Source organism: Thauera sp. SWB20, assembly GCF_000831325.1.
GTDB classification, from domain to species: Bacteria; Pseudomonadota; Gammaproteobacteria; order Burkholderiales; family Rhodocyclaceae; genus Thauera; species Thauera aminoaromatica.
On the sequence record NZ_JTDM01000020.1, the window covers coordinates 718,038 to 738,260 of the forward strand.

The 20,223-nt window shown below is 59.8% G+C and carries 13 protein-coding genes; 5 read left to right on the top strand and 8 right to left on the bottom strand.

The annotated features are described in order from the left end of the window. Positions 1 to 29: 29 nt before the first annotated feature. Entirely contained in the window at positions 30 to 1,058 is a 1,029-nt protein-coding gene (locus PO78_RS17090) for a hypothetical protein (RefSeq protein WP_156147835.1), read from the bottom strand. A 525-nt stretch (positions 1,059 to 1,583) separates the two neighbouring features. Between PO78_RS17090 and zorA the strand changes: the two genes are divergently transcribed. Genes zorA through PO78_RS17115 form a run of 4 tightly spaced genes read left to right on the top strand, consistent with a single transcriptional unit; the run spans position 1,584 to position 9,933 of the window. After that, positions 1,584 to 3,584, top strand: a complete 2,001-nt coding sequence (gene zorA, locus PO78_RS17100) for an anti-phage ZorAB system protein ZorA (RefSeq protein WP_043745410.1) — start codon at positions 1,584 to 1,586, stop codon at positions 3,582 to 3,584. 3 nt (positions 3,585 to 3,587) lie between these two features. Then, complete coding sequence (locus PO78_RS17105; RefSeq protein WP_043745413.1) at positions 3,588 to 4,295, top strand: OmpA/MotB family protein; 708 nt, start codon at positions 3,588 to 3,590, stop codon at positions 4,293 to 4,295. Continuing rightward, positions 4,289 to 6,076, top strand: coding sequence for an EH signature domain-containing protein (locus tag PO78_RS17110; protein ID WP_043745417.1), 1,788 nt, complete (start codon positions 4,289 to 4,291; stop codon positions 6,074 to 6,076). The genes PO78_RS17105 and PO78_RS17110 overlap by 7 nt, the downstream gene beginning before the upstream one ends. Beyond that, positions 6,076 to 9,933, top strand: coding sequence for an SNF2-related protein (locus tag PO78_RS17115; RefSeq protein ID WP_043745420.1), 3,858 nt, complete (start codon positions 6,076 to 6,078; stop codon positions 9,931 to 9,933). Before PO78_RS17110 ends, PO78_RS17115 begins: the two co-directional genes overlap by 1 nt. A 134-nt stretch (positions 9,934 to 10,067) precedes the next feature. On the opposite strand, the gene PO78_RS17120 is transcribed toward PO78_RS17115, so the two are convergent. Genes PO78_RS17120 through PO78_RS17135 form a run of 4 tightly spaced genes read right to left on the bottom strand, consistent with a single transcriptional unit; the run spans position 10,068 to position 16,474 of the window. Then, a complete protein-coding gene (locus PO78_RS17120) occupies positions 10,068 to 10,937 on the bottom strand; it encodes a DUF7281 domain-containing protein (RefSeq protein ID WP_043745423.1) in 870 nt (289 codons plus the stop codon). Beyond that, positions 10,922 to 12,133, bottom strand: coding sequence for a hypothetical protein (locus tag PO78_RS17125; protein ID WP_043745425.1), 1,212 nt, complete (start codon positions 12,131 to 12,133; stop codon positions 10,922 to 10,924). The genes PO78_RS17120 and PO78_RS17125 overlap by 16 nt, the downstream gene beginning before the upstream one ends. Next, entirely contained in the window at positions 12,133 to 12,759 is a 627-nt protein-coding gene (locus tag PO78_RS17130) for a condensin complex protein MksE (RefSeq protein ID WP_043745428.1), read from the bottom strand. Before PO78_RS17130 ends, PO78_RS17125 begins: the two co-directional genes overlap by 1 nt. Continuing rightward, positions 12,752 to 16,474, bottom strand: a complete 3,723-nt coding sequence (locus PO78_RS17135) for an ATP-binding protein (protein ID WP_043745430.1) — start codon at positions 16,472 to 16,474, stop codon at positions 12,752 to 12,754. Before PO78_RS17135 ends, PO78_RS17130 begins: the two co-directional genes overlap by 8 nt. 293 nt (positions 16,475 to 16,767) lie before the next feature. Between PO78_RS17135 and PO78_RS17140 the strand changes: the two genes are divergently transcribed. After that, positions 16,768 to 17,079: a hypothetical protein gene (locus tag PO78_RS17140; protein WP_043745432.1), complete on the top strand. Its 312-nt coding sequence runs from the start codon at positions 16,768 to 16,770 to the stop codon at positions 17,077 to 17,079. Positions 17,080 to 17,214: 135 nt separating this feature from the next. Here PO78_RS17140 and PO78_RS22960 read toward each other — a convergent pair whose 3' ends face one another. The 3 genes from PO78_RS22960 to istA are packed head-to-tail and all read right to left on the bottom strand — an operon-like array spanning position 17,215 to position 20,195. Next, positions 17,215 to 18,090, bottom strand: a complete 876-nt coding sequence (locus PO78_RS22960; protein ID WP_156147836.1) for a hypothetical protein — start codon at positions 18,088 to 18,090, stop codon at positions 17,215 to 17,217. Positions 18,091 to 18,134: 44 nt separating this feature from the next. Then, positions 18,135 to 18,923 (bottom strand): IS21-like element helper ATPase IstB, encoded by a 789-nt coding sequence (gene istB, locus PO78_RS17145; protein WP_043745434.1) that lies wholly within the window; start codon positions 18,921 to 18,923, stop codon positions 18,135 to 18,137. A gap of 42 nt (positions 18,924 to 18,965) precedes the next feature. After that, the gene (gene istA, locus PO78_RS17150; protein WP_269429765.1) at positions 18,966 to 20,195 is read right to left on the bottom strand and encodes an IS21 family transposase; all 1,230 of its coding nucleotides are present in this window, start codon (positions 20,193 to 20,195) and stop codon (positions 18,966 to 18,968) included. Positions 20,196 to 20,223: the final 28 nt, after the last annotated feature.

The window sequence follows — 20,223 nt, forward strand, 5'->3', positions numbered from 1 at the left end:
ATGACAGACTGCCGGTGCCGCTGGCATCGTCATTCCAATGAGACCTCGGCAAGAGCCCGCCGGGCGCCCTCTGCGCTGGTGGCGTTACTGGAAGCGACGTTCTTCGGGTATCCGTCCGGTCCGAGTTGGTGAGGATCCACCACCTGCCACCCCCAGCAATTCGTCTCTTCCTCCCAATAGGAGAAAACAAGACTGCCCCAGGTGCAGGTTGTGGCGTCTTCGTTCTCAGGGTCCTCGTGCCAGAGGTGATCCCATTCCCGAACACGACATGACACCATGTCCGAAGCGATGGTGAACTCGTGATTCCGGAAAGAGGCCACTGCAGCCCCTTTCAACGAAAGTTCGCACGTCGTGACTTTCAGATCGGCAGGCGCCTTTGCCCTTATGGCGCCGAGTGTGCGCGCACGATGGTCCAGGCGATACCCGCGCTCGTCGACGATGTCTTTTACATAGCCGACGAGCACTTTGTTTGCCTTGATTCCGGACAGCGTTGGCGCCTTCCCGGTTGCAACTCTCGTCATGTAGTGCGCCATTTCCCTCATCGGGCGCCCCGACTTTCTTGCTGATTCGATCTCGATCCAGAAAATATCTTTCCCGTCGGGCGAGATCGCCAGCCCATCCGGGATCTTGGCTGATCTGTTCTCGCGTCGGAGCTTGCGTTCTGGGATCACATGATGGCCGCCGGCTGCCAGAATCGAAAGCAAACTGTTTGCGACCAGGTCGTGCCGCCACCAGCGCGGCGCCATCCATGCGCCATTTCGTGTCTCGCCCCAATCCTTCCCCGACTGCGCTGCCACACCAATGCTCTCGCGCAACAATCGTGCACCGCTTTCACTCAATACCATTGCTGTTCCGTTGTGTGCAGGCAACTTTCGGCTAAGGATCAGGCCTTTATCGCTCCATCTCCGCGCGATCCTCTCGGCGTATTTGACCTGGTGGGTGGCCTCTGGCCACATGAGGCGGCCCAACTCTTGGGGACGAAGCCAACCAAAATCCCAAAGGGCTGTCAGCCCCTGGATATCAATAACTGCGCTGCGCTGTAGCCCTTGATGCTTCATTTCCGTGCTCCAAAGTCCGCTTGTGCGGTGTTCCGTGACCTGTTCCAAACAGAGTACGGATTGGAACCCGCAAAAATAAACGAGCTTCTGGGCACGGCTGACATTCCGGCAGCGGTGGGGCGACGTTTTTCAGGGCAGGTATGGTGGGCAGGGTTCGCCCCAGGACAGGGGGCGCACTGTCGCTCCTCTAAGGTTCGAGGAGGAGGCTCTCGAACGTGGTTGTGGAGGCTAAAACGAGGAGCATTTCACGACATCCGCCTATGACAATTCGTCTGGCGATGTATCGCAAGTTACTATACAAACCTCCCGTCCCAGCATTCGGAGAGCCGTCTTGGCTTATGAGAAAACGGTATCAGTCAGTTTCCGCGTCTCGCCGCAGTTCAAGGAGCTCCTTGTCGCTGCGGCCGCGCAGGAGAAGCGCAGCTTGACGAACATGCTCGAGGTGCTCCTCGAGCGGCACTGTCAGAAGGTTGGTATCTCCGTTGCGCCCGCAGCATCAAACAATCAGAAGAGTGGGTAGTAGCAATGCTTAAGGAATTTCTTGCCTCACTTCACCCCAGCTTGGCCGTCCTCGACGGCGTGCCGATGTGGGTGTTTGCCATCGTGGTGGTCCTCACCGCTGTTGTCCTCTTGGGTTACTTGCTGAAAGGTGGGCAGGTCGGGTGGCAGCTCTGGATGTCCGTTCGTCGTATCGGGGCCCTGACGAGGACGGGTAGCGGGCCGGTCAAGCCTGAGGACGTCGCCAAAGTCTTGCGGTGGAAGCCTGCGAGCCATTTGTGGGATGAGTACTCGGACACGCTGCACGAATTGAAGAGGGCGTCGAACGGTGAGCTTTCGGTCACCGAAATACGTGCGACGGTTCCGGCCGAGACCTACTTCACCCGAGATGTTCTGGTCGACAGCCGGCTGCTCGATGATTTTTCACGTCATGTTCCGGGCGTGCTTACGGGGCTGGGCATCATCGGTACGTTCGCAGGGCTCTTGGACGGGTTGGCGAGTTTCAATCCGTCGTCCCCGGAGGCTGCTGTCGCCGGGCTCAAGCCTCTGATGAATGGGGTCGAGCATGCTTTCATTGCGTCAGCGACTGCAATCGGCTGCGCGATGTTGGTCCTGTTCGCTGGACGGTTGATGTTGGCTTGGCTGTATCGGCTCGTTGAGAAGCTGGTTCACGGCATTGATGCCCTGTACGCTACCGGTGCGGGGGAGGAGTACCTTTCGCGCCTGGTCCATGCGTCGGAGAAGAATGAGGCTCACGCAGCCCAGCTGAAGGAGGCGTTGGTCGAGGACCTCTCGAAGCTGATGACGAATCTGACGGAACGCCAGATCCAGGCCCAGTCCTCTGCAAGCCAGCTCTTGGGCGAGCACATCGGCAACACCATCTCCAACTCCTTGGCCGAACCGCTGCAGAAGATGACGGAGTCCATGACCGTCACGAGCCGCGGGAACAGCGAAGCCGTGTCGGGCATGCTTGAGACCATGTTGGCGGGATTCATGGCAAAGCTCGAGGACACCTTCGGTGGGCAGATGCGCGGCATCAATGAGCAGATGAGCCAGTCCATGGCTGCCATGGCCAGCGTTCAAGCTTCACTCAAGGAACTGGTGGAAGACATCGGCCGAACGAACAAGACAGCGTCCGAAGAGATGAGCAACAAGCTCGCGGACGCAATGAAGGACGCGACCGCAAATCAGAATCTGCTGACCGAGCAGATGCGCCAGTTCGTTACGGAGTTCCGTGGGCTGGTGAACGATGAGCAGGAGAAGGCCCGCGCCGCGATGGATGCTTCGGTCCAAGAGGTCCTGAGCAAAGTGGCCAGTGCTGTCGAACACCTGGAGGCTGTGCGTACTGCCGCGGCTGCTGATGAGCAGCGCAGGGGAGAGCGTCTGGTCCAGGAGTCGACGTCCCTGATCGAAGGACTCTCAGGGAACGTCGACAACCTGCTGCAAACCGTATCCGAGCAGGTGCTGCAAACCCAACGCAACATCGATGAGCTCGCCAAGGTCTCGATGACGGCCATCTCGGGGATGAACCAGGGCGCCTCGCAGATGGAAACGGCTGCTGAACGCTTCAAGCAAGCAGGTAGCGCCGTAACCGGTGTCCTCGAACATTCCGCTCATGTGTCGCAACAAATGTCGTCCACTGCGTCAACGCTCCAGTCGGCCGCCGCGGTCGCCAAGCAGGGCTTGGACCAGTACGAGCAGACCAGAAGGGCTGTCGATGGCTATGTGGCGACACTGGCGGGGCTCCTTGAGAACGCAAAGCAGGAGGCCGGGCTTACCAAGGAGATGCTCCGCGACTTGGAGCGCATCGTTCAGGAGCTGCGCAAGGCTGAGGAGCAGAGCAAGGAATATTTCCAGCACTTGAATGGAGCGCTAGAAGGCGCGTTCCGAACCTTTGGCAGCGAGCTGACGACCCAGGTGAAGGACACCATTGCGACCACGGATCGTCACTTGTCGAACGGCGTCGGCCAGCTGACTGGCGTTGTTCAAGCCTTGCAGATGGCGCTTGCCCGCTTGAAGAAGGCGTAAGCCATGTTCGCCAGAATTGTCTTCAAGAAGAACGGCAAGCAGGACGGAGAGAGCCCGTTCTGGATTTCGTTCTCGGACCTGATGACGGCGCTGATGACGCTGTTTCTGGTGGTCATGGCTGTGACGCTGGTTTCTGTCACGCAGGGCATTTCCGCAGAGTTGAAGCGGAAGGTTCAGCGTGAAAACGACATCCGTAGCGTGATGGCGATGATCCGTGAGGAGTCCAAAGCGTTCCCTGCCGTGAAGTTTGACGACTCCACCTACCGCATCGACATCGGCGAGGTGGTCCGCTTCGAGAGTGGCCGCTTCGACATCAAACCCGAGGCTGCGACATTCATCCGCCGGTACATTCCAGTCGTATTGAATGCTCAGTCGTCGGACCTCGGTCGCCGCTGGATTCGCCGGATTGTGGTCGAAGGCTTCACCGACCAGGACGGCACTTACCTCTATAACCTCGGATTGAGCTTGAACCGGAGCCGCTCGGTCGTTTGTGCCCTGTTTGCGCCGCCCGGGCAGAGCGAGCCTCCCCTCACGGACATCCAGAAGCGGCAGATTCGGGACCTCTTCCTGGTAGGGGGATACTCGTTCAACTCCATTCGGGCGAACAAGGAAGAGAGCCGTCGAGTTGAGCTGAAGCTCGAGTTTTGGGCGCTCGATGAAGAGCCGATCGAGAACAAGGGGCTCGATGAGAAGGAGTTCGGCCAATGTTGATGGGGCCCGTTGAGGACTTGAAGCGCAAGCTGTCCCTCGCCATCGAGTCTTCAGGGGTGAGGGATGGCGCGTTCGGTCAGCCTCAACTGGTCGAAGCCGCCAGCCAAGAGGCCGAACGCGTGTTCCAGGGCATCGCGAAGAGCCGGCCGTCAAAAGAGGATGCCTACGCGGCCGCGCTGGCTTTCATGCGTGGACATCGACTCGAGGAGTGGCAGTTCGACTTGCTTGCCAGTGCGGTCTGCACGCCAATCAGGGAACAACGTGGTGCAACATTGCTTGGGCATGAGCGGTTCGGCGAATTGCTGGCGTGGTATGAGCGCGAATGCGCCGCTGGCGAGTTGTGGTGGCTCACGTGGTATGGCTTGCTCGGGTCGTACTTCGAGTTCCGCATGGAGTCCGCCACTGAAGCCGAGCGGACTGGCTGGAAGACCCTGCGAGCGCTGCTACAGAAGACTTGGCCCAAGATCGACCGCCAGTTCGCGCAGGGGCCCGTTCCCGACTGGGCGAAAGTGCTGCGTGGAGAGCCTCAGCTGCTCACCGAGAAGGCCGCCGACAACTACGGCTTTGCCTACCTTGAAGGGGATCAGGAGGGGCTTGAGCATCTCAAGCGTGACTTGGGAATTCCCGCGCATAGTTGGTTTTATCACCTGCTCATCCTTGCGGCCGTTCGGGCGGCAACGACTTGTCCTGACGGAACGTTCAAGAAGCATCTGCCACAGCTGATGTCCTTGATTGACAGGCAACCGGCTTTTCGAGACGAGGCTATCGAGCTCATCCTGAGTCGGTACTTTAAGTGCTCAGACCGGTCCGTGCATCCGCAGCTTCGCGACTATGTCGTGCGTAAGGATGTCTGGCGCAACCCGAAACTCAAGAGCGTCGGGCTGGCGACGGCATGGAACAGGGTCCCCGATGCCGTCTGGAAGATGGTCCTTGGTTGGGTGAACGAGGGCAATCTACGTGACTTCTTCGACATCCTGGCGGCCAAAAACAAGGCCAATCAAGATCGACTCGCGTTCTGGTCTCAGTACCTCGAGCAGATTTCCTGGACTCGACTGGTCTTCGGAAACGCGACTCTACAGCTTGCTCAAAAGAATCCGTCTGTGCGGCAGTTGATTGCCCGCGAAGAGGGTGCCTATGCGTTGTTGACGGGTACCAAAGATGTAGACGCCTTCATGATGCAGATTGGCGACTTCATCGCCGTTGAGTTCACGAAGACGGGCCATGCTGCGTACGTCTATGCAGTCAACGCGCTCCCGTTTGACCAATTCTCGCGTGACTACACCGGTGGCACGGACGACCTTAGAGCAGGCTTCAAGAGCCTGCCCGCCGCGCGTATTACCCATCACGCCGGCTGGGAGGATTCGGCACGTTCTGATTTGGCAAGGCTTGGCATTCATCCGGACAAGAGGGGGGGCTCCACCTATGGGACGCGGTCCCATCAAGCCGAGACGGCGGCCGGCAGTAACCGTCCGGGTACGCGTACTGAAAGAACGCCTGCTACCGGGTCGCCGAGAGACCAGTTCTTGTCGGGCGGGGCACCGAGGCCGCCCTCTACGAAGCCAGTTGCCCGAGCGCCGCTTGGGGCAAATTTCACTATGACGACCTTGCAAGAGTGCTTGTCGGGCTACGACGGAGCTCGTATTGATGATAAGAGAGGCGTGAACGGCGGGCGGCTCTGGGTTCAAGACCCCAAACACCAATACGAGCTTTCAAAGAAGCTTGTCGGCTTCGGCTTCAAGTGGTCTGAGAAGCGCCAAGCCTGGTACCACCCGGAGGCGTAATGGGACTGTTCGATTTTTTCAAGCGTGGCAAGGCCTCTGCTGCTCCCAGGCTGCTGCCTACCTGGCGCGAAGAAGGCGTCCTTTTTGCTTTCGCTGAACGTCCGGCGGAACTCGATGTGGAAGGGGTGCTGAATCATTTTGACGGCGCATCCACCGAAGAGTCATTGCTGGGCGCCTACCTCTCGCAGTTGGTCATGGACGGGGATGCGACCCTTGGCGACGACGGACTCTTCATCAGTTGGGGAACGGTTTTTGAGCTCTTGAAGAGTTCAGAGCACAGCGGTGCAGTCGATTACCTCGGATTGCCTGCTATTGGGTCGCTGAAGCCCATCCTGACCCACGACTCTTCTTTGTCTAACCCGGACTTTGAGGTTCGCATCGACGGCTGGGTCGATGCTCAGGGCACCGTGCGCGTCGACAGGCGGGTTGGGGCGGTTGCCCAAGCAAATGGTCAAGAGGTTCTGCTTGGGGAGTACGCCTGGCGGCTAGCCGATGAGCTCTCGCGCTTCTCGGCCCGGTCGCGTGATTTCCGAACTCAGCACGAAAACGAGCTCGGTTGGGGACGGTTGCGGGCACTGGCGCACGAAGCTGGGGCGTTCTACGCATCCCCCTATCTTGAAACGACCATCGTACTTACACCGCAATCCCTTCGGCTGCCTCTTAGCAAGGTAGAAACGCAGTTTGGCCGCGTAGTGACGGTGGCGCCGACGTTCGAAGGGGCGCCGGATGATTGGCTGAAAACGTTCGACGGTTACGAGTCGGTGCAGAACCATTACGACCTCACGCAGGGTGGCCGAGGCCGTGTTCGGGTGGTGATCTCGGAGCCCGTTCGCCGCGTGCTCGAGGTCATCAAGCGTGACATGCCGGGTCGGAAAGTCGCAGGCGCGCGCGCTGAGAAGTTCGTTCACAACCCGTGGGCCTTTTTGGGGGATACAGCGCGGGAAGTCATCAAGGAAGAGGAGTTTGAGCAGGACAAGGCTGGGGCAGGTGCGCTGTCGGCTGTCTTCAGCGTAGTGCCGAGGCTCACGGATGGGCGCATCGAACGCGTCGACCTTGTCGTCACGGAGACTTTCTCCGGCGGCATGGCCAGCACCGATACGAAAACGTTCAAAGGCCCTGATGAGCTCGCTCAATTCGTGGCCACGCTCGAAACGGCGTTGATGTCCGAGCGCGAGTGGTTTCCCTGGGACGAGTACGACCTGACCATCGATGCCGAGTCTTCTCTCCAGGTGGAGCAGGCACGACAGGTGCTGTGCCTGTGGCGCAACCAACCGGCGGAGCGTATTTCGCTCGAGGACATCTACGAGATGTCGGTGTACAGCGAACGCATCGAGGGCATCGGGGAAGCGAAGGCAATCTATGTTCCGGTCTTCCAGAAACCCTCCGCCGAGGACGATTCAGGATGGCTACCGACGGACCTGACTCCGATGGTCCGCGTCACGCTCCAAGGCCATGAGGGGCAGGTGCTGATTCCACTGACGAAGGAGTGGGTCACCGCCTTCGCAGAGAAGGTTGAAGCTGCTGCCGCCGAAGGTCACCGTGAAGTATCAGACCCTCTGCTACCTGCCGCGGTAGAGCTCAAGCAGGCGAAGCTCCTTGCGGATAGCTTTCTTGCGATGTTGGGTGCGAAGGACAAGGTGCGCGGAGACCAGCCAGGCAAGCCGACGGAAAAGCGCGAAAAGAAAGAAACGCTGCTGGTGAAGACCAACTTCCATGCGGTCGATTACGCGGAGGAGAAGCGGCTGGCGCTTGAACTGCCGCCTGGTACCCAGCCCATCCTCCCCTCAACGCTGCGGCCTGAGCTGGAACTCAAAAAGCATCAACTCTACGGGGTGGCCTGGTTTCAGCACCTGTGGTCCAAGACTCCCGTTGCTTGCCGAGGGGCGCTCTTGGCCGATGATATGGGTCTCGGCAAGACACTTCAGCTCCTGACGCTACTGGGCTGGTATTACGAGAAGTCTCCAGACGCCGCTCCGTCGCTGATCTTGGCGCCCAAGAGCCTGATGGAGAACTGGGAAAATGAGTCGAAGAAATTCTTCAATCCCTCGTATCCGGAGGTTCTTGTGCTCTACGGCGATGTTCTCGCCGAACGCAAGCAGCCGCTTGGGCTGATTGATGAGGCGCTGCATCAACGAGGCGTGACGGACCTCCTGCGTCCCGGCTGGGTTGGTTCTGCGAAGATTCTGGTGACGACGTATGAGGTCCTGACGAACTATGAGTTTTCGTTTGCCCGGCAGCAGTTCTCTTTCGTCATCTGTGACGAGGCGCAGCGCATCAAGACTCCTGGCACGCAGGTGACCTTGGCAGCCAAGAAGCTCAAGGCTCACTTCCGAATCGCCTGCACCGGAACACCGGTAGAGAATAGCCTGGCGGATCTATGGTGTCTCTTCGATTTTGTGCAGCCAGGTCTCTTGGGGGCCCTTGAGGACTTCGGTAAGACTTACCGCCGTCCAATTGAGTGCGAGACGGAGGAGCAGCGCTCTGCGCTGGAGCGATTGAAGGCGCTCATCGCTCCCCAGATATTGCGGCGCACGAAGGCCGACATCGCCGATTTGCTCCCGAAGAAGCTCTACGCACACGGAAATGTTCAACGCGGCATCGAATTCAAAGAGCGCCTTGCCGTTGATGAGCGGCTTGAGGTTCCCGCCTCCGAGCATCAGCGCGTGCTCTACAAAGGTGGCCTAAAGAAGATGCAGGATGCGAGCAGCGAACAAGACAGCCGAAAGCGGGCTCGACTCTCGTTTGGAGCGCTGCATCTGATGAAGGCAGTGTGCGCGGAGCCCTATTGCCTACCCGGAACGAAGTTCCTGCCGGAAAAGCGCGGTTTGGAGGCGCATCTTTCAAACTCGCCGAAGCTGAGATGGCTTCTCGACCAGCTCGAGCAGGTCAAGGTGCAGGGTGAAAAGGCCATCATCTTTACTGAGCTGAGGGAGATTCAGTCCGCGCTCTACTACTTCTTGCGCGAGCGGTTCGGGATAATGCCTTTCATCATCAACGGCGACTCCCAAGGCAGACAGCGGTACATCGACAAGTTTTCAGGAAGCCCTGGCTTTGATGTCATCATCTTGTCGACGCTTGCCGCAGGCGCGGGACTCAACATCACTGCCGCGAATCACGTCTTCCATTTCACGCGAGCCTGGAATCCGGCGAAAGAGAACCAGGCGACCGACCGTGCGTATCGCATTGGCCAGCAGAAGGATGTGTCGGTCTACTGCCCCACTTTGGTTGCCGACGACTTCATCTCGTTTGAAGTACGCCTCGACGAGCTCCTGAAACGCAAGGCTGGGCTTGCCGATGTGACCATTGATGGCGACTTGATGACTTCGATGCTAAATGGGACGGGAGGAGATGTCCCAATCACCGAGTTCGTCGCGAGTGGAGGCAAGGGTACAGAGCTGCCGCGGAAGATTCTGACGATAGACGACGTCGACCGCATGGACGGCTTTGGTTTCGAGGTTCTCGTGTCGATGCTGTGGGCCAAGCAAGGATTCCAAGCATTCGTGACGCCCAAGAAAGGGGGCGATGGTGGTATCGACGTCGTAGCGCTCAAGGGCAGGGTGGGTGAGCTTATCCAGTGCAAAAGCTCAGTAAAAGCGGACGTGGGTTGGGATGCCGTCAAGGAAGTGTTTGCAGGAGCCGCCAAGTACAGAGCGATGTATGCCGGCACCAAGCTGAGTACGGTGGCCGTCACGAACCAGCGATTCACAAGCGGTGCTGTTTCTCAGGCAGAGGCCAACCGTGTTCGCCTTGTGCAGCGGTCGGAGTTGGAGGAGCTCTTGGCGAGTCACCCTGTCGTGAATCTTGATTTTGATGCTGAAGTGTTTGAGTGGGCACCGAAAGCGGGGGTAGCAGCATAGGGTACTGAAACAAGATCGCCACGCCGTTGTGGAACCGCAGCCGAATCCTTTCAGCAGCGGCGTTAAGCCAACCGCTGATCTGCTGCTTACCGCCTTTCGCCTTGGGTGGCTGCCAAGCGCCTTCCTGAGAGGCTTCAGATTGCTTCGACTTGAAGTGCAACGCCCCTGCCGATCATGCTTTCCTGAACCAACCCCTTGCGTTGTCGATGGATCTCGTTGGCTACTGTGCGCAGCCCTCTGGAGGGCGAATCCAGGAGCTGCTCGAATGCTGGTCCAACCTGTCGAGCGTACAGATCCTTGTTCCCGTATGAATCGAATGCTTGGTCCAGTGCAACGGGTAAGGTGATTGCTCGGGCATTCGGGAAGCTCGACGCCTCGACGAGACTCGCGGGGTCGAGATCCCCAAAGAGGACGACCGGTAGTGCGAACGCGGCGAGAAAAGCCAGAACATGGTCCTTGCGGCTCTCGTTTGTGTCGCCACGGTAGATGATCAGCGCCTGCTCGTACCCTGCTGCTGCGAGTGCGTTGGTGATTTCCGTGCGGTGCAGGGCGTCGAAAACCTCGTAGTTCTCGACCACAAGCGCGCATGGATGCTCGATCGCATCGACCTCTTTCCAGTTGATGTCCAGATGGGCGTGATTCGGCAACTCCAGGCTGCGGCCGCCGATTCTCATGGCTTGCCCGGGTGCGGCTTTCACGGAGATGCGGTCACGCTTGACCGCGCCGCGGGCGAGTTTTTCGTCGTGGGCAAGGTTGAGCGCTTGGGCGCGCGTGAGCCCCTCCCACGCCCCAGGCGACACTTGACCGGGATCGATGCCTGCCTGCGCTTTGAGCAACGCCGTGATCTCCACTTTGTCTTTGTCGGAGAATCGGATGCTCGTGCTGCCGACGGGGAGGCCGATTCCGTAACGCTGGCGAAAATCTCTGAGACCGACGCCAGCGGGAAAATCACTCTTGGGGGTCTGTACGATCCTCAGCAGAGTGGCGATCAGGCGTTTTTCCACAGGCGCAGATCCTTGATGAAGACGTTTCCGCCAGCGAAAGGCTCCTCGCGGGAGAGTTCGTCGTAGCCAACTTCGACGCCCTTGGTGATACGGGTGCCCTTGGCAAGCACGTCCAGCGCAAGCTCAAGCCACAGCGCGTCGTCGATATCGAGTTCGGTTGCATGTTCCGCACGCCATCCCCGGGCAGAAACCGGGGTATTGGCGACTTTCGCATCCTTCAACATCTGTCTCAGGGCAATCATGTGGGGTTTGACCTGCACTGTGACTGCGTCTGGAACGTCCTCGGTCATGATCCGACCCGCCGCTCGGCGCCTGCGCGTGCTTACATCGGCCGGTGGAATACTCTTTGCAATCTCGATCAGGCGGTTTTCACAGTTGTCATCAGACACGTCGGGGTGCGTGGCGATCACCAGTCCTGGCGAGCGCTCGAGCCAGGGCGGCAGATCAGTCGAATTGTCCCAGGGGCGGGGTTCGTAGTCGGGGGTCTTCTTGAGAAATAACCACATCTGCTGGATTCGCTTGGCACGAGCCTCGATCTTGCGGAACTCGAAGAGGAACTGGCGCAGCGTTTCATAGATCGTTTGTAGTGTGCTTCTGAGAATTGGAATTCGGTTGAAGAGCTGCGTTCGAAGAAGCTCTTCGATTCTCGGAAAGGCCTGGAGACGATCAAGGAGGTCCGAGAAGTGAAAGGATTCGAGTACTTGGACCAGCGTATGCGTCGCATCGAGGTAGAACTCATTCTGCTTGCGTTTGGCAGAAATGGAGCTTACCGCGGCGAAGCGGGTCTCGATGTTGGCCTGGAGGTTGGTAATGAAGCCCTGTAAGCCGTCGGATATCTCGAAAACCGCCTGGGCAATCTCGTCCTCGTAGGCATCGGTATCGGATTCGTTATCTTCGTTGAAGGCGGCTATGTAGCTGTCGGTGAGCACCTCGAGGCGTACGAAGATGGTGCCGATGTCAGCCGAGCTGTGCAGGATGCGATGGGTGTTGAGTGCAGAGTCGAGGAAGCGCCGCAAGGTGCTGTGTAGCCGATACTCTTCAGGGGTGTGGGGGACGAGAACTCGCTGCTGTTGGAGTACTTCGATCGCCTTGCGGTTGTCGTCGCTGCGGACGATGGAACCCTGGTGGTAGGCCTCGGCCACGAGGTGCCGATGGGTGTGGAGCCGCTCAAGCAGCGTGACAGTCACGTCGCGCATCACAGCATCCGCATCTGCTCGGGTTGATCGTCTGGCGCCTCGTCCGCGATCTGCTCGTTGGCCATCAGGAATTCGATGGCTTCGAGCAGAAAGTCGAGCTTGCCGGTAAAGGCATAGACCTCCCGGTCCCGATCGAGAAGGAAGAGATATCCCCCTTTTACGACCTGGGTGAACACCTTGTCGAGCATGCTACGCGCAGTCGATTCTGATGCGGTGAAGTCGCGTCCGAGTGCCGCGAAGTTGCGCAACTCATCGGCAAGCTGCGGATGCGTGGTGACCGCTCTCAGTATGGCCGGGTAGTCGATCCGCTCGCCCGGGGAGGGCGCCTCTTCGTTGCGTAGGGCCTGCATGGTGAATTTCAGAAAGTTCACCATCGGGCGGAGGTCATGCTTGATCTCGGAGAAGAGCCGCTTCACTTCAACCCGTTCGTCCGGGCCAATCCTCTCGTACGCCATGTAGTAGGCGTGCCCGCCGGCCGTGCACGCGAGTCGTCGGCCGATCCGACGCAGATACGCATCGACGTCGTTGCGCATCGCGTCTTCCTCAAGTGCCCGGAAGGCCTCGGGCGCGGTCGTTTCACACAGGAACTTGCCGGTGAGTAGCCGCATGACGATGGAGTCAAACATGATCGGAGCCCTCTGAGAGCACGGTGCTGGCATTGCTCGGCTCGCTCGCGCGGACTTCAGCCGTTTTTTCGTTGTGCCCTGTGATCTGCTTCGAAGCGGGTTCGTCCCCGTCGTCGAGGACCGCATCGAGAACGACCTTGGCCACTCGGCGCTCGGGCAAGATGGTGTAGCGGTGTGAGAAGAGGCGCAGCACTTCGGGATCAGCGTCGGGGAAGGCACTGATCAGTGTTACCCGGTGCCGATCGAGCAAGCCGAAGAGTCGCTCGGTGTTTGCCAGGTCGAGGTTCTTCAGCTCGTCGACCGCGCAGAGAACCTGTACTGGCGAGTCCTTGCGAATCCGCTGCAAAAAGCCGAGAAAGAGCACGATCAGAATCAGGTAGGACAGGCCGTTGGAGCTGACATGTTCGAGGGCACGCTCGTCTCGTACCGTTACGTGGCGCCCGTTCTCGACGAGGTCGATCTCGAGCTGGATCAGATCAACCAGGTCTGCTGACAAGGTGCGATCACGATCGAAGCACTGCGCGACCCGGCGAAGGGCTTGGCAGAATTCCTGATGCGGCAAGTCATCGTCCTGACGCTCGAACCATAAGCGAAACTCTTCGCTCAAGCCGGCGATGCTGCCCCAGTAGTCCAGTGCGTCAACGGTGGTCTGGATACGTGCCTGGACGTTGGAGATCTTGTCGAAATCGGCGCTGCTGTCGATGCATGTCTGAAGTTCGCGTGAGAAGCTCTGCGCTCGGTTCTTGAAGGCCTTCAAGGCGCCATAGAACTCGTCAACCGTCTGGCCCAGCAGCGAGGCGCCATCGCGCAAGACGCGACGGGCTTCAAGGTGCCGGCTTACAAACCACTCCTCGATCGCCGGAATCCACTCCCGGCCGCGCTGGTTGGCTGCTGCGAGATCACTACGACAGCTCTCGTAGAAGCGGTCGGGGGCTGTGCCACGGTGTTTCGTGAAGGCACGAAGGATCACGGCGACGTCATCCTCGATCCTTCTGTCGGCTTCAAGCAGGACGTTTTCATTCTCCCGCTTGACGTGATCCAGATAAGGCAGCGTATGTGCGCCGTCAGGCTCGCGCTCGGCCGCGTCCGCGTCCTCCCGGACGAATGCGAGCTTTTCGAGGCGCGCCTTCACCGCGGACAGCTCCGCAGCGATACCGTGTTCCCGCTTTTCGAGGGCATCGATCTCCTTCGCCAATGCCGCGAGAATCTTCTCCCCATCGGTCTGCATACGGGAGACGTCGTCTTTTAGTTGGCGCACATCGCGCTCGATGGCTTGAACTTGCGCGCCATACTGCGCCCGCAGTAGCCACTGAGATTGCAACCACACCTGATACTGCGCAACCGCGGGGGCATCCCTTCGGATGCGCTCGATGCTCCCTTTGAGCGAAGTGATCGCCTCCTCGAGACGTGCGAGCGTTTGCGAATCAATTCCCTTGGCAGAAAGGCTACGGTGGCGCTCCTCTTGCAGCCGGCCAAGTTCGCGTTGGAGTGCTCCCTGGACTTGCTGGATCGAACTGGCGATGGCTGCGAGCTTGTTCGTCTTGGTGGTTTCGAGCGCGCTCAAGGCTTGCTGCCGGGCCGACGCATTGTCGCCGAGGGTGCCAGCGAGGGCGGCATTTAGTTTTTCGATCTCGGCGTCGAGGGCTTGTTTCTGGCCAGTGACCTCGCGCAGATCCTCTTGTGCTTGCTTTTTCGCTCGCGCACGGCTGTCGTCAAGCTGGCGCTTTAAGGATTGCTGCTCTCCCGCGAGACGTCGTGAGCGTTCATCGGCAACCTGATAGGCACGCGAGGCCTCGTCTTCAGCTTTTGCAGCGCGCTCGACACTGGCCGTGGCCTCCTTAAGCGCAGCATCCTGCAGGGCATGTCGATTTTGCTCGGCGTCTATCTCGTCCTTCAGCTGTGCGATCCGACTCTCGATCGCCTCCTCATGAGCATGCCAAGGGGTCTCGACCCGATCGAGTCGCAGTCGCACGCCGTAAAGGTTTTGGCCCGCTTCCTGGTCGAGTTCAGGCACGAGGTCGTTTCGCAGCAGGAGCTCACGAGAGGCAAGCTTGCCGATGTTCTCGCGCCAGTCAGGAACGTGATTGCGAAGGAAATGAACAAGGGTGCCCGGGGCTGCGTCGCCTACCTGCATCGCCGCTTGTAGGGCCACCTTCTGGTCCTGGAGCCGTGTCTGGATACGACCCAATTGACGATCGGCCTCTTCGAAGGCGGTTTTGACCGCGAGCTTGGTACGTTGCGCATCGTCACGCTGTATGCGCGCACGATCTACTTCGACGCGGGCCGCTTCGCATTCTTCATCCTTTGCCTCCTTTTGCGCCACGAGCTCCGGACTCGCTTGGGCGTCCTTGATCCGCCCGTTCAGCCAACCGATACGCTCTGCGATCGCACGCCCATCGTCGTTGGCTTCGCGCAATTTTCGTTCGTGCTCTTCGCGCAGGGCTTGCTCAAGGCGTTGGTAGTGCTCCTCGCATTCGGTCTTGAGGCGGTCCATTTCGTCATAGATGGGCGCCTTGTTCTTCTCGAGCTCTGCGAGTGTGGTCCCTGCTTGCTGTTTGGCCACAAGCTCCAGTCTCTCGTATTCCTCGCTCACGCTGCGCTGGCTGCCGAGTAGGGCGGTGTGGGATTTCTCCTGCCCTTCGAGTTCGGCCTGAAGCGAGGCCAGATCATCCTGGGCCTGTGCACGCTTCTCGAAGCCCTCGTCACGGTACCGCTTTGCTTGAGCTTCGAGCCGATCGAGTTGTGCCCTTGCGTGCTCGAGCTCGCCTTCCTTGGCTTTGAGGCGACCATTTGCTTCGGCAACCGCCTGCAGGGCTTTCACGCGTGCTGTAGTGGCCCTCTCCTCGAGTGCTTTGAGTTCGCTCGTCACGATCTCGAGTTGCGATGAGCGCATGCGCTGCAGCGCTAGGAGTTGACCTTTCACCAAGCTGAGCGAGGCGAGTGCCGACTGCCTTCGCTTGTTCGCTTCAAGAAGCCCTTCAACGCGCTCCGACTCCCTCATCACCTCTACGTAGGCGTCGTGATCTCGGATCCACACATCCATCTGATCACGCTGCGCACGAATCTCCAGTTGCCCCTCGTTCTGATCGATGCTCGCGACAATGATCTGACGAAGATCCCTGAACGTTGTGGCGCGCACGAACATGCCGGTCACGATCCGGTCGATGTGTGAGAGTCGACTACCTGCACCTACGAAGGCGAACCGTGAGGCGAGCGAGCGCAGCTCGCGCTTATCCACATCGTTCTGGATGATGGAACGGTACTCGGCACGAGAGAAGGCGCGCGTACATTGGGCTCCCTGCTTCTCAACATGGCGAAGGAGTTGAGTGTTGCTCTCGACGATCGCTTGGCCGACGACGAACAGATCCTTGCGGTATCCGGTGTCCATGAAGCGGTACTGGACGCTTTCGCCGCTGGTGTTCGAATGGAGCACCGCCATGCATGGCTGGCCGCGCCGCACGTACTCGAAGACGATGTACGAGGTAGTTCGCGGCAGGTAATGATCCGAAAACGCCTTTTTGCCTTGCTCGCCCTTGAGCATCCGCGCTGCAGCCTCTCCGTAGAAAAGCGGGATGGTCCTTAAGAGGGTGGTTTTGCCAGCAGCGTTGAAGCCATTGATATTTACGTGCCCGTCGAGCCTGACCTCGACGATATCGCCCTCCCGGTATGAGTCGATGAGGATGATTCGCTCGAGATGGAAATCGTCGTCACGCATGGCTTTTTGGGGTTGGCAGATCTGAAAAAGGGCTGAAGAGAAAAGGATTGCGGAAGGTCAGGTGTCTGGAGGACAGAAACTCGACTGCACAAAGGTATCACTATGACGTGGATGTTGCCTTGCCATTCGCGTTACATCTTGCAGGGCTCTCGTGCAGGTACTTCGCTCCATGGGCTTTCTGTAGTCAGGTTTCCAGTGCGCTGCATGAAGATTACGGCCTTGGTCCTCTCATTGCCAAAGCTTTATAGGGGCATGTCGCACAACCTATTCACCTTTTCATAAAGGAGGTGAATGTGAAAAAGAAGTCGCAAGGCAGGAAGCTCATCATCATCGTCAGCTTGGGGGGACTCAGGATCTGGGTCTGGCACAAGCATGATCCGCGCGGTCAGTGGATCGACGTATGGATTCCACCCTACAAGAAGGATCCAGCTGCGTGGCACACGTTAAACGAGCTGATATCCGACTACGGCGGATTTCGGTACTCGGGGCCGGATGGGGCTGACGGCAACCGTTGGTGTTTCCCCCGGCCGATGATGGGGCAGGGGCTCCGCGCGCTGCTCCGGATGACGGGAGATGCCGGCGGAGTGATCGAAAGGCTGGACTGAGATGCTCTAGATCAAAACCTTCAGCTTTAGCTGAGTCACGCTTGGCGGATCGCATGCGATCCGCCAAGAGTGTGATACATGGATGATTGCCCGCCCGCACGAGGGGGCTGAGGCTGAACCAGATGGGGAGTTTCCTTACCGCTGAGTTCCTTCGAGAATGGCGTTCACTGTACCGTCAAGCGCCATAAGGATCAGCGCCTGCGGAACGAATGCTGGTTGGTATGCCTCAGCAGCACGCCCAAAGCGTGCAATTTGAACATTTTCTAGAGTTAGAAATGCTTCAACTCGCGCATGTTGGCGGCTGAAGGCTCTGTCTTCACAGTCTTTGATGCAAAAGCCTTTTGGATCGCCAGCTACCATCTCGTTAAAGCGTCCAGCTAAACCTGTGGCTTCACCAAGTGCCCCGAGTATTCCGACGCTGACCGCATGTAGGTAGCCGGCGTTGAGTATTTGACTCGCATAAGCATTCGCTGTCACCGAGTTAAGGGTGTCACCAACGTCAGGGGTCACGCTGTAGTCCCGTTTCCGCATGGCTGCATCTGCATTGTCGAAAATCGGCCCGAGCTCTGTCGGTTTGACTGTGATTCGTCCTTTGGAGTGAAATTCGCCAGAAATTCGGATTACGTAGCGCGCTTGTTCTGGCTGCGATGTGATCTGAAAGCCCCGCTTTGCAAGCGCCTCCCGAAGATAGTTCGTCATGGAGGTACTGTTGTCGAAGACGACATACGTGGGCGTTGCCTGAATATCCTTCGGGATCTGGTCGACGCCGACAAGCATCAGTCGTGGAGGTTCCTCCTTGACAATCCTCGGCGGGTTTCCAGTTGCGCATCCAGCCAAAGCTAGAACGGCAGAAAGCATCCCAAGTAGTAAAAAATGTCTCATTGCAGCACTTCCGGCGTCGTTATTTTTTTCATGCAGCAGGTTAAAGTTCCTCAGAGGAACGGCGGTTCCCCTGAAGAAAACGTGACGGCTGTCACTGACCGCCACAATAGGGCCACCGATGATCGGCATATAGAAGCCACTCGAACCGGGCTCTGACGGACGTCGTTGGGGGGTCAAGAATCGATGTTTTTCGGGGTGCTGGCAAGGGCGTTTTTCGCCCGATTCGGCCCCTGTCGCGGGGCGCGGTAGGAGGCCCCGTCGAGGGTGAGGCAGTAGGCGTTGTGGCGCAGGCGGTCGACGGTGGCCGACGCCAGCAGTCGGTTGCCGGGGAAGGCCTGATCCCACTCGGTGAAGTCGAGGTTGCTGGTGACGAGGGTGGCAGCACGCTCGTAGCGCTCGGCGATGAGGTCGTGCAGATCCTCGTCGGCGGGCGCGCGAAGCGGTTTGAGGCCGAAGTCGTCAATGATGAGCACCGGCACGCGCGCCAGTTGCTGCAGCTTGCGCTCAAAGGTGCCGACCGCGCGCGCTGCGTTCAGGCTGGCGAGCAGTTGCGCGCACGAGGCGAAGATGACGTCGTGCCCCTGACGCACGGCGCAGTGCCCGAGCGCCTGCGCCAGATGGCTCTTGCCGGTGCCGCAAGGGCCGACGATCAGCACCGGGGCGCGCTCGTCGATGTAGCGCCCGGTCGCGAGGTCATGGACCAGGGCGCGGTTGGTCGAGGGCAGGCGGTCGAACTCGAAGCCTTCGAGCGTCTTGGTGGCGCGGAAGGCCGCGCGGCGCAGCCGGGTGCCGAACTTCTTCTGCTCGCGGCGGGCGATCTCGTCCTGGATCAGCAGGGCGAGGAATTCCGTGTAGGCGAGCTTGGCATCGATGGCCTGGCGGTTGCGGGTGTCGAGCGAGTCGAGGATGCCGGAGAGGCGCAACTGCTTGAGTTGCGGCGCCAGTTCGGTGGCGGGGTTCATGGTGAGGCTCCTTGGGTGAAGTGGGCGCGCGCTGCGCCCGGGTCAGTGAAACGTGGGGCCGTCGTCTTCGAACAGCGACGCGGTGGCGCGCGCGAAGCGGGCACGGCCGGCATAGGGCTCGGGGGTGATCGTGCGCACCGGGGCGAGGTCGTGACCGCCGGCGAGGATGGTCTTGACGGTGCGGTAGTGCGGGCTGTCGTGGGCGATGGCCCGCTCACAGGCCGCCTCGAGGCGTGCGGCGCCGTACTTCCCCTTGAGCGCGAGAACGCCCTGGGCGGCCCGCAGGCGCTCGCTGATGCGATCTGAGAGCAGTTGCCCGATCAGCTGCGCGCAGGCGTCTCCGATCTCACGGGCCTGCTGCAGACACCAGCTGCGGTCGTGCGCGAAGAAGCGCTGGGCGGCCGCTGGCAGATGATCGGAGACGGTGCGACGCTCGCCGGGACGCCGCGTGCGGGCATGCGTGGCGACGGGCTTGAAGTCGTGATAGACGGTGACCACGGCGTCGGTGGCCCGCAGCCACAACGCCTTGCCCACCAGCGCGAACGGCACCGAGTACAGCGCGCGCTCGAAGCTGACGTGGCAGTCGCGATGCACCGTCACTGCGTGCCAGGTGCCCAGGTCCGGCGGCACTTCGGGGAGCGGCAGCAAGGTGCTGCGTTCGACGGCAAAGGTGTCGAGCGGGCGCACGCGGGTGGTGCCGTGAATGCGCAGCCCGGCTTCCTTCAGCACCCACTCGCGCGCTTGGGCATTCAGATTGGCCAGATCGCGGAAACTGCGCGTGGGCAGGAAGTTGCCCTTCACGTATTTGACGCCGGCCTCGACGATGCCCTTCTTCTGCGGGTCGTGCGGCGGGCAGGCGTCGATCCGGAAGCCGTAGCCCTCGGCGCACTCGGCGTAGGCGCGCTGCACCTGCGGGTCGTGCATGCACGCGCGGGTGATCGCGCACTTGGCGTTATCGATGATGAGCCGCGCCGGCACGGCGCCGAACCACTCGAAGGCGCGGCGGTGGCAGCCCAGCCAGGTGCGCACGCTCTGGTCCCAGACGAACTCCACGTACTGGTGACGCGAGAAACAGAGCGTCATCACGAACGCCCAGGTGCGGCGGATCTCACCCGTCGCCGGATCGACCAGCTGGGGGCCGGCGCCGAAGTCCACCTGCGCGGCCTCGCCCGGCGCGAAGGTGAGCCGCACCGTCGTCTCGGGCGGCTGCTCGCGGCCGATCTGCGCGATCAGCCGGCGCACGCTCGAGTGTAAGCGCTCCACGAACCCCATCCTTACGTAGCCCCCGTTGAGCCCTCAT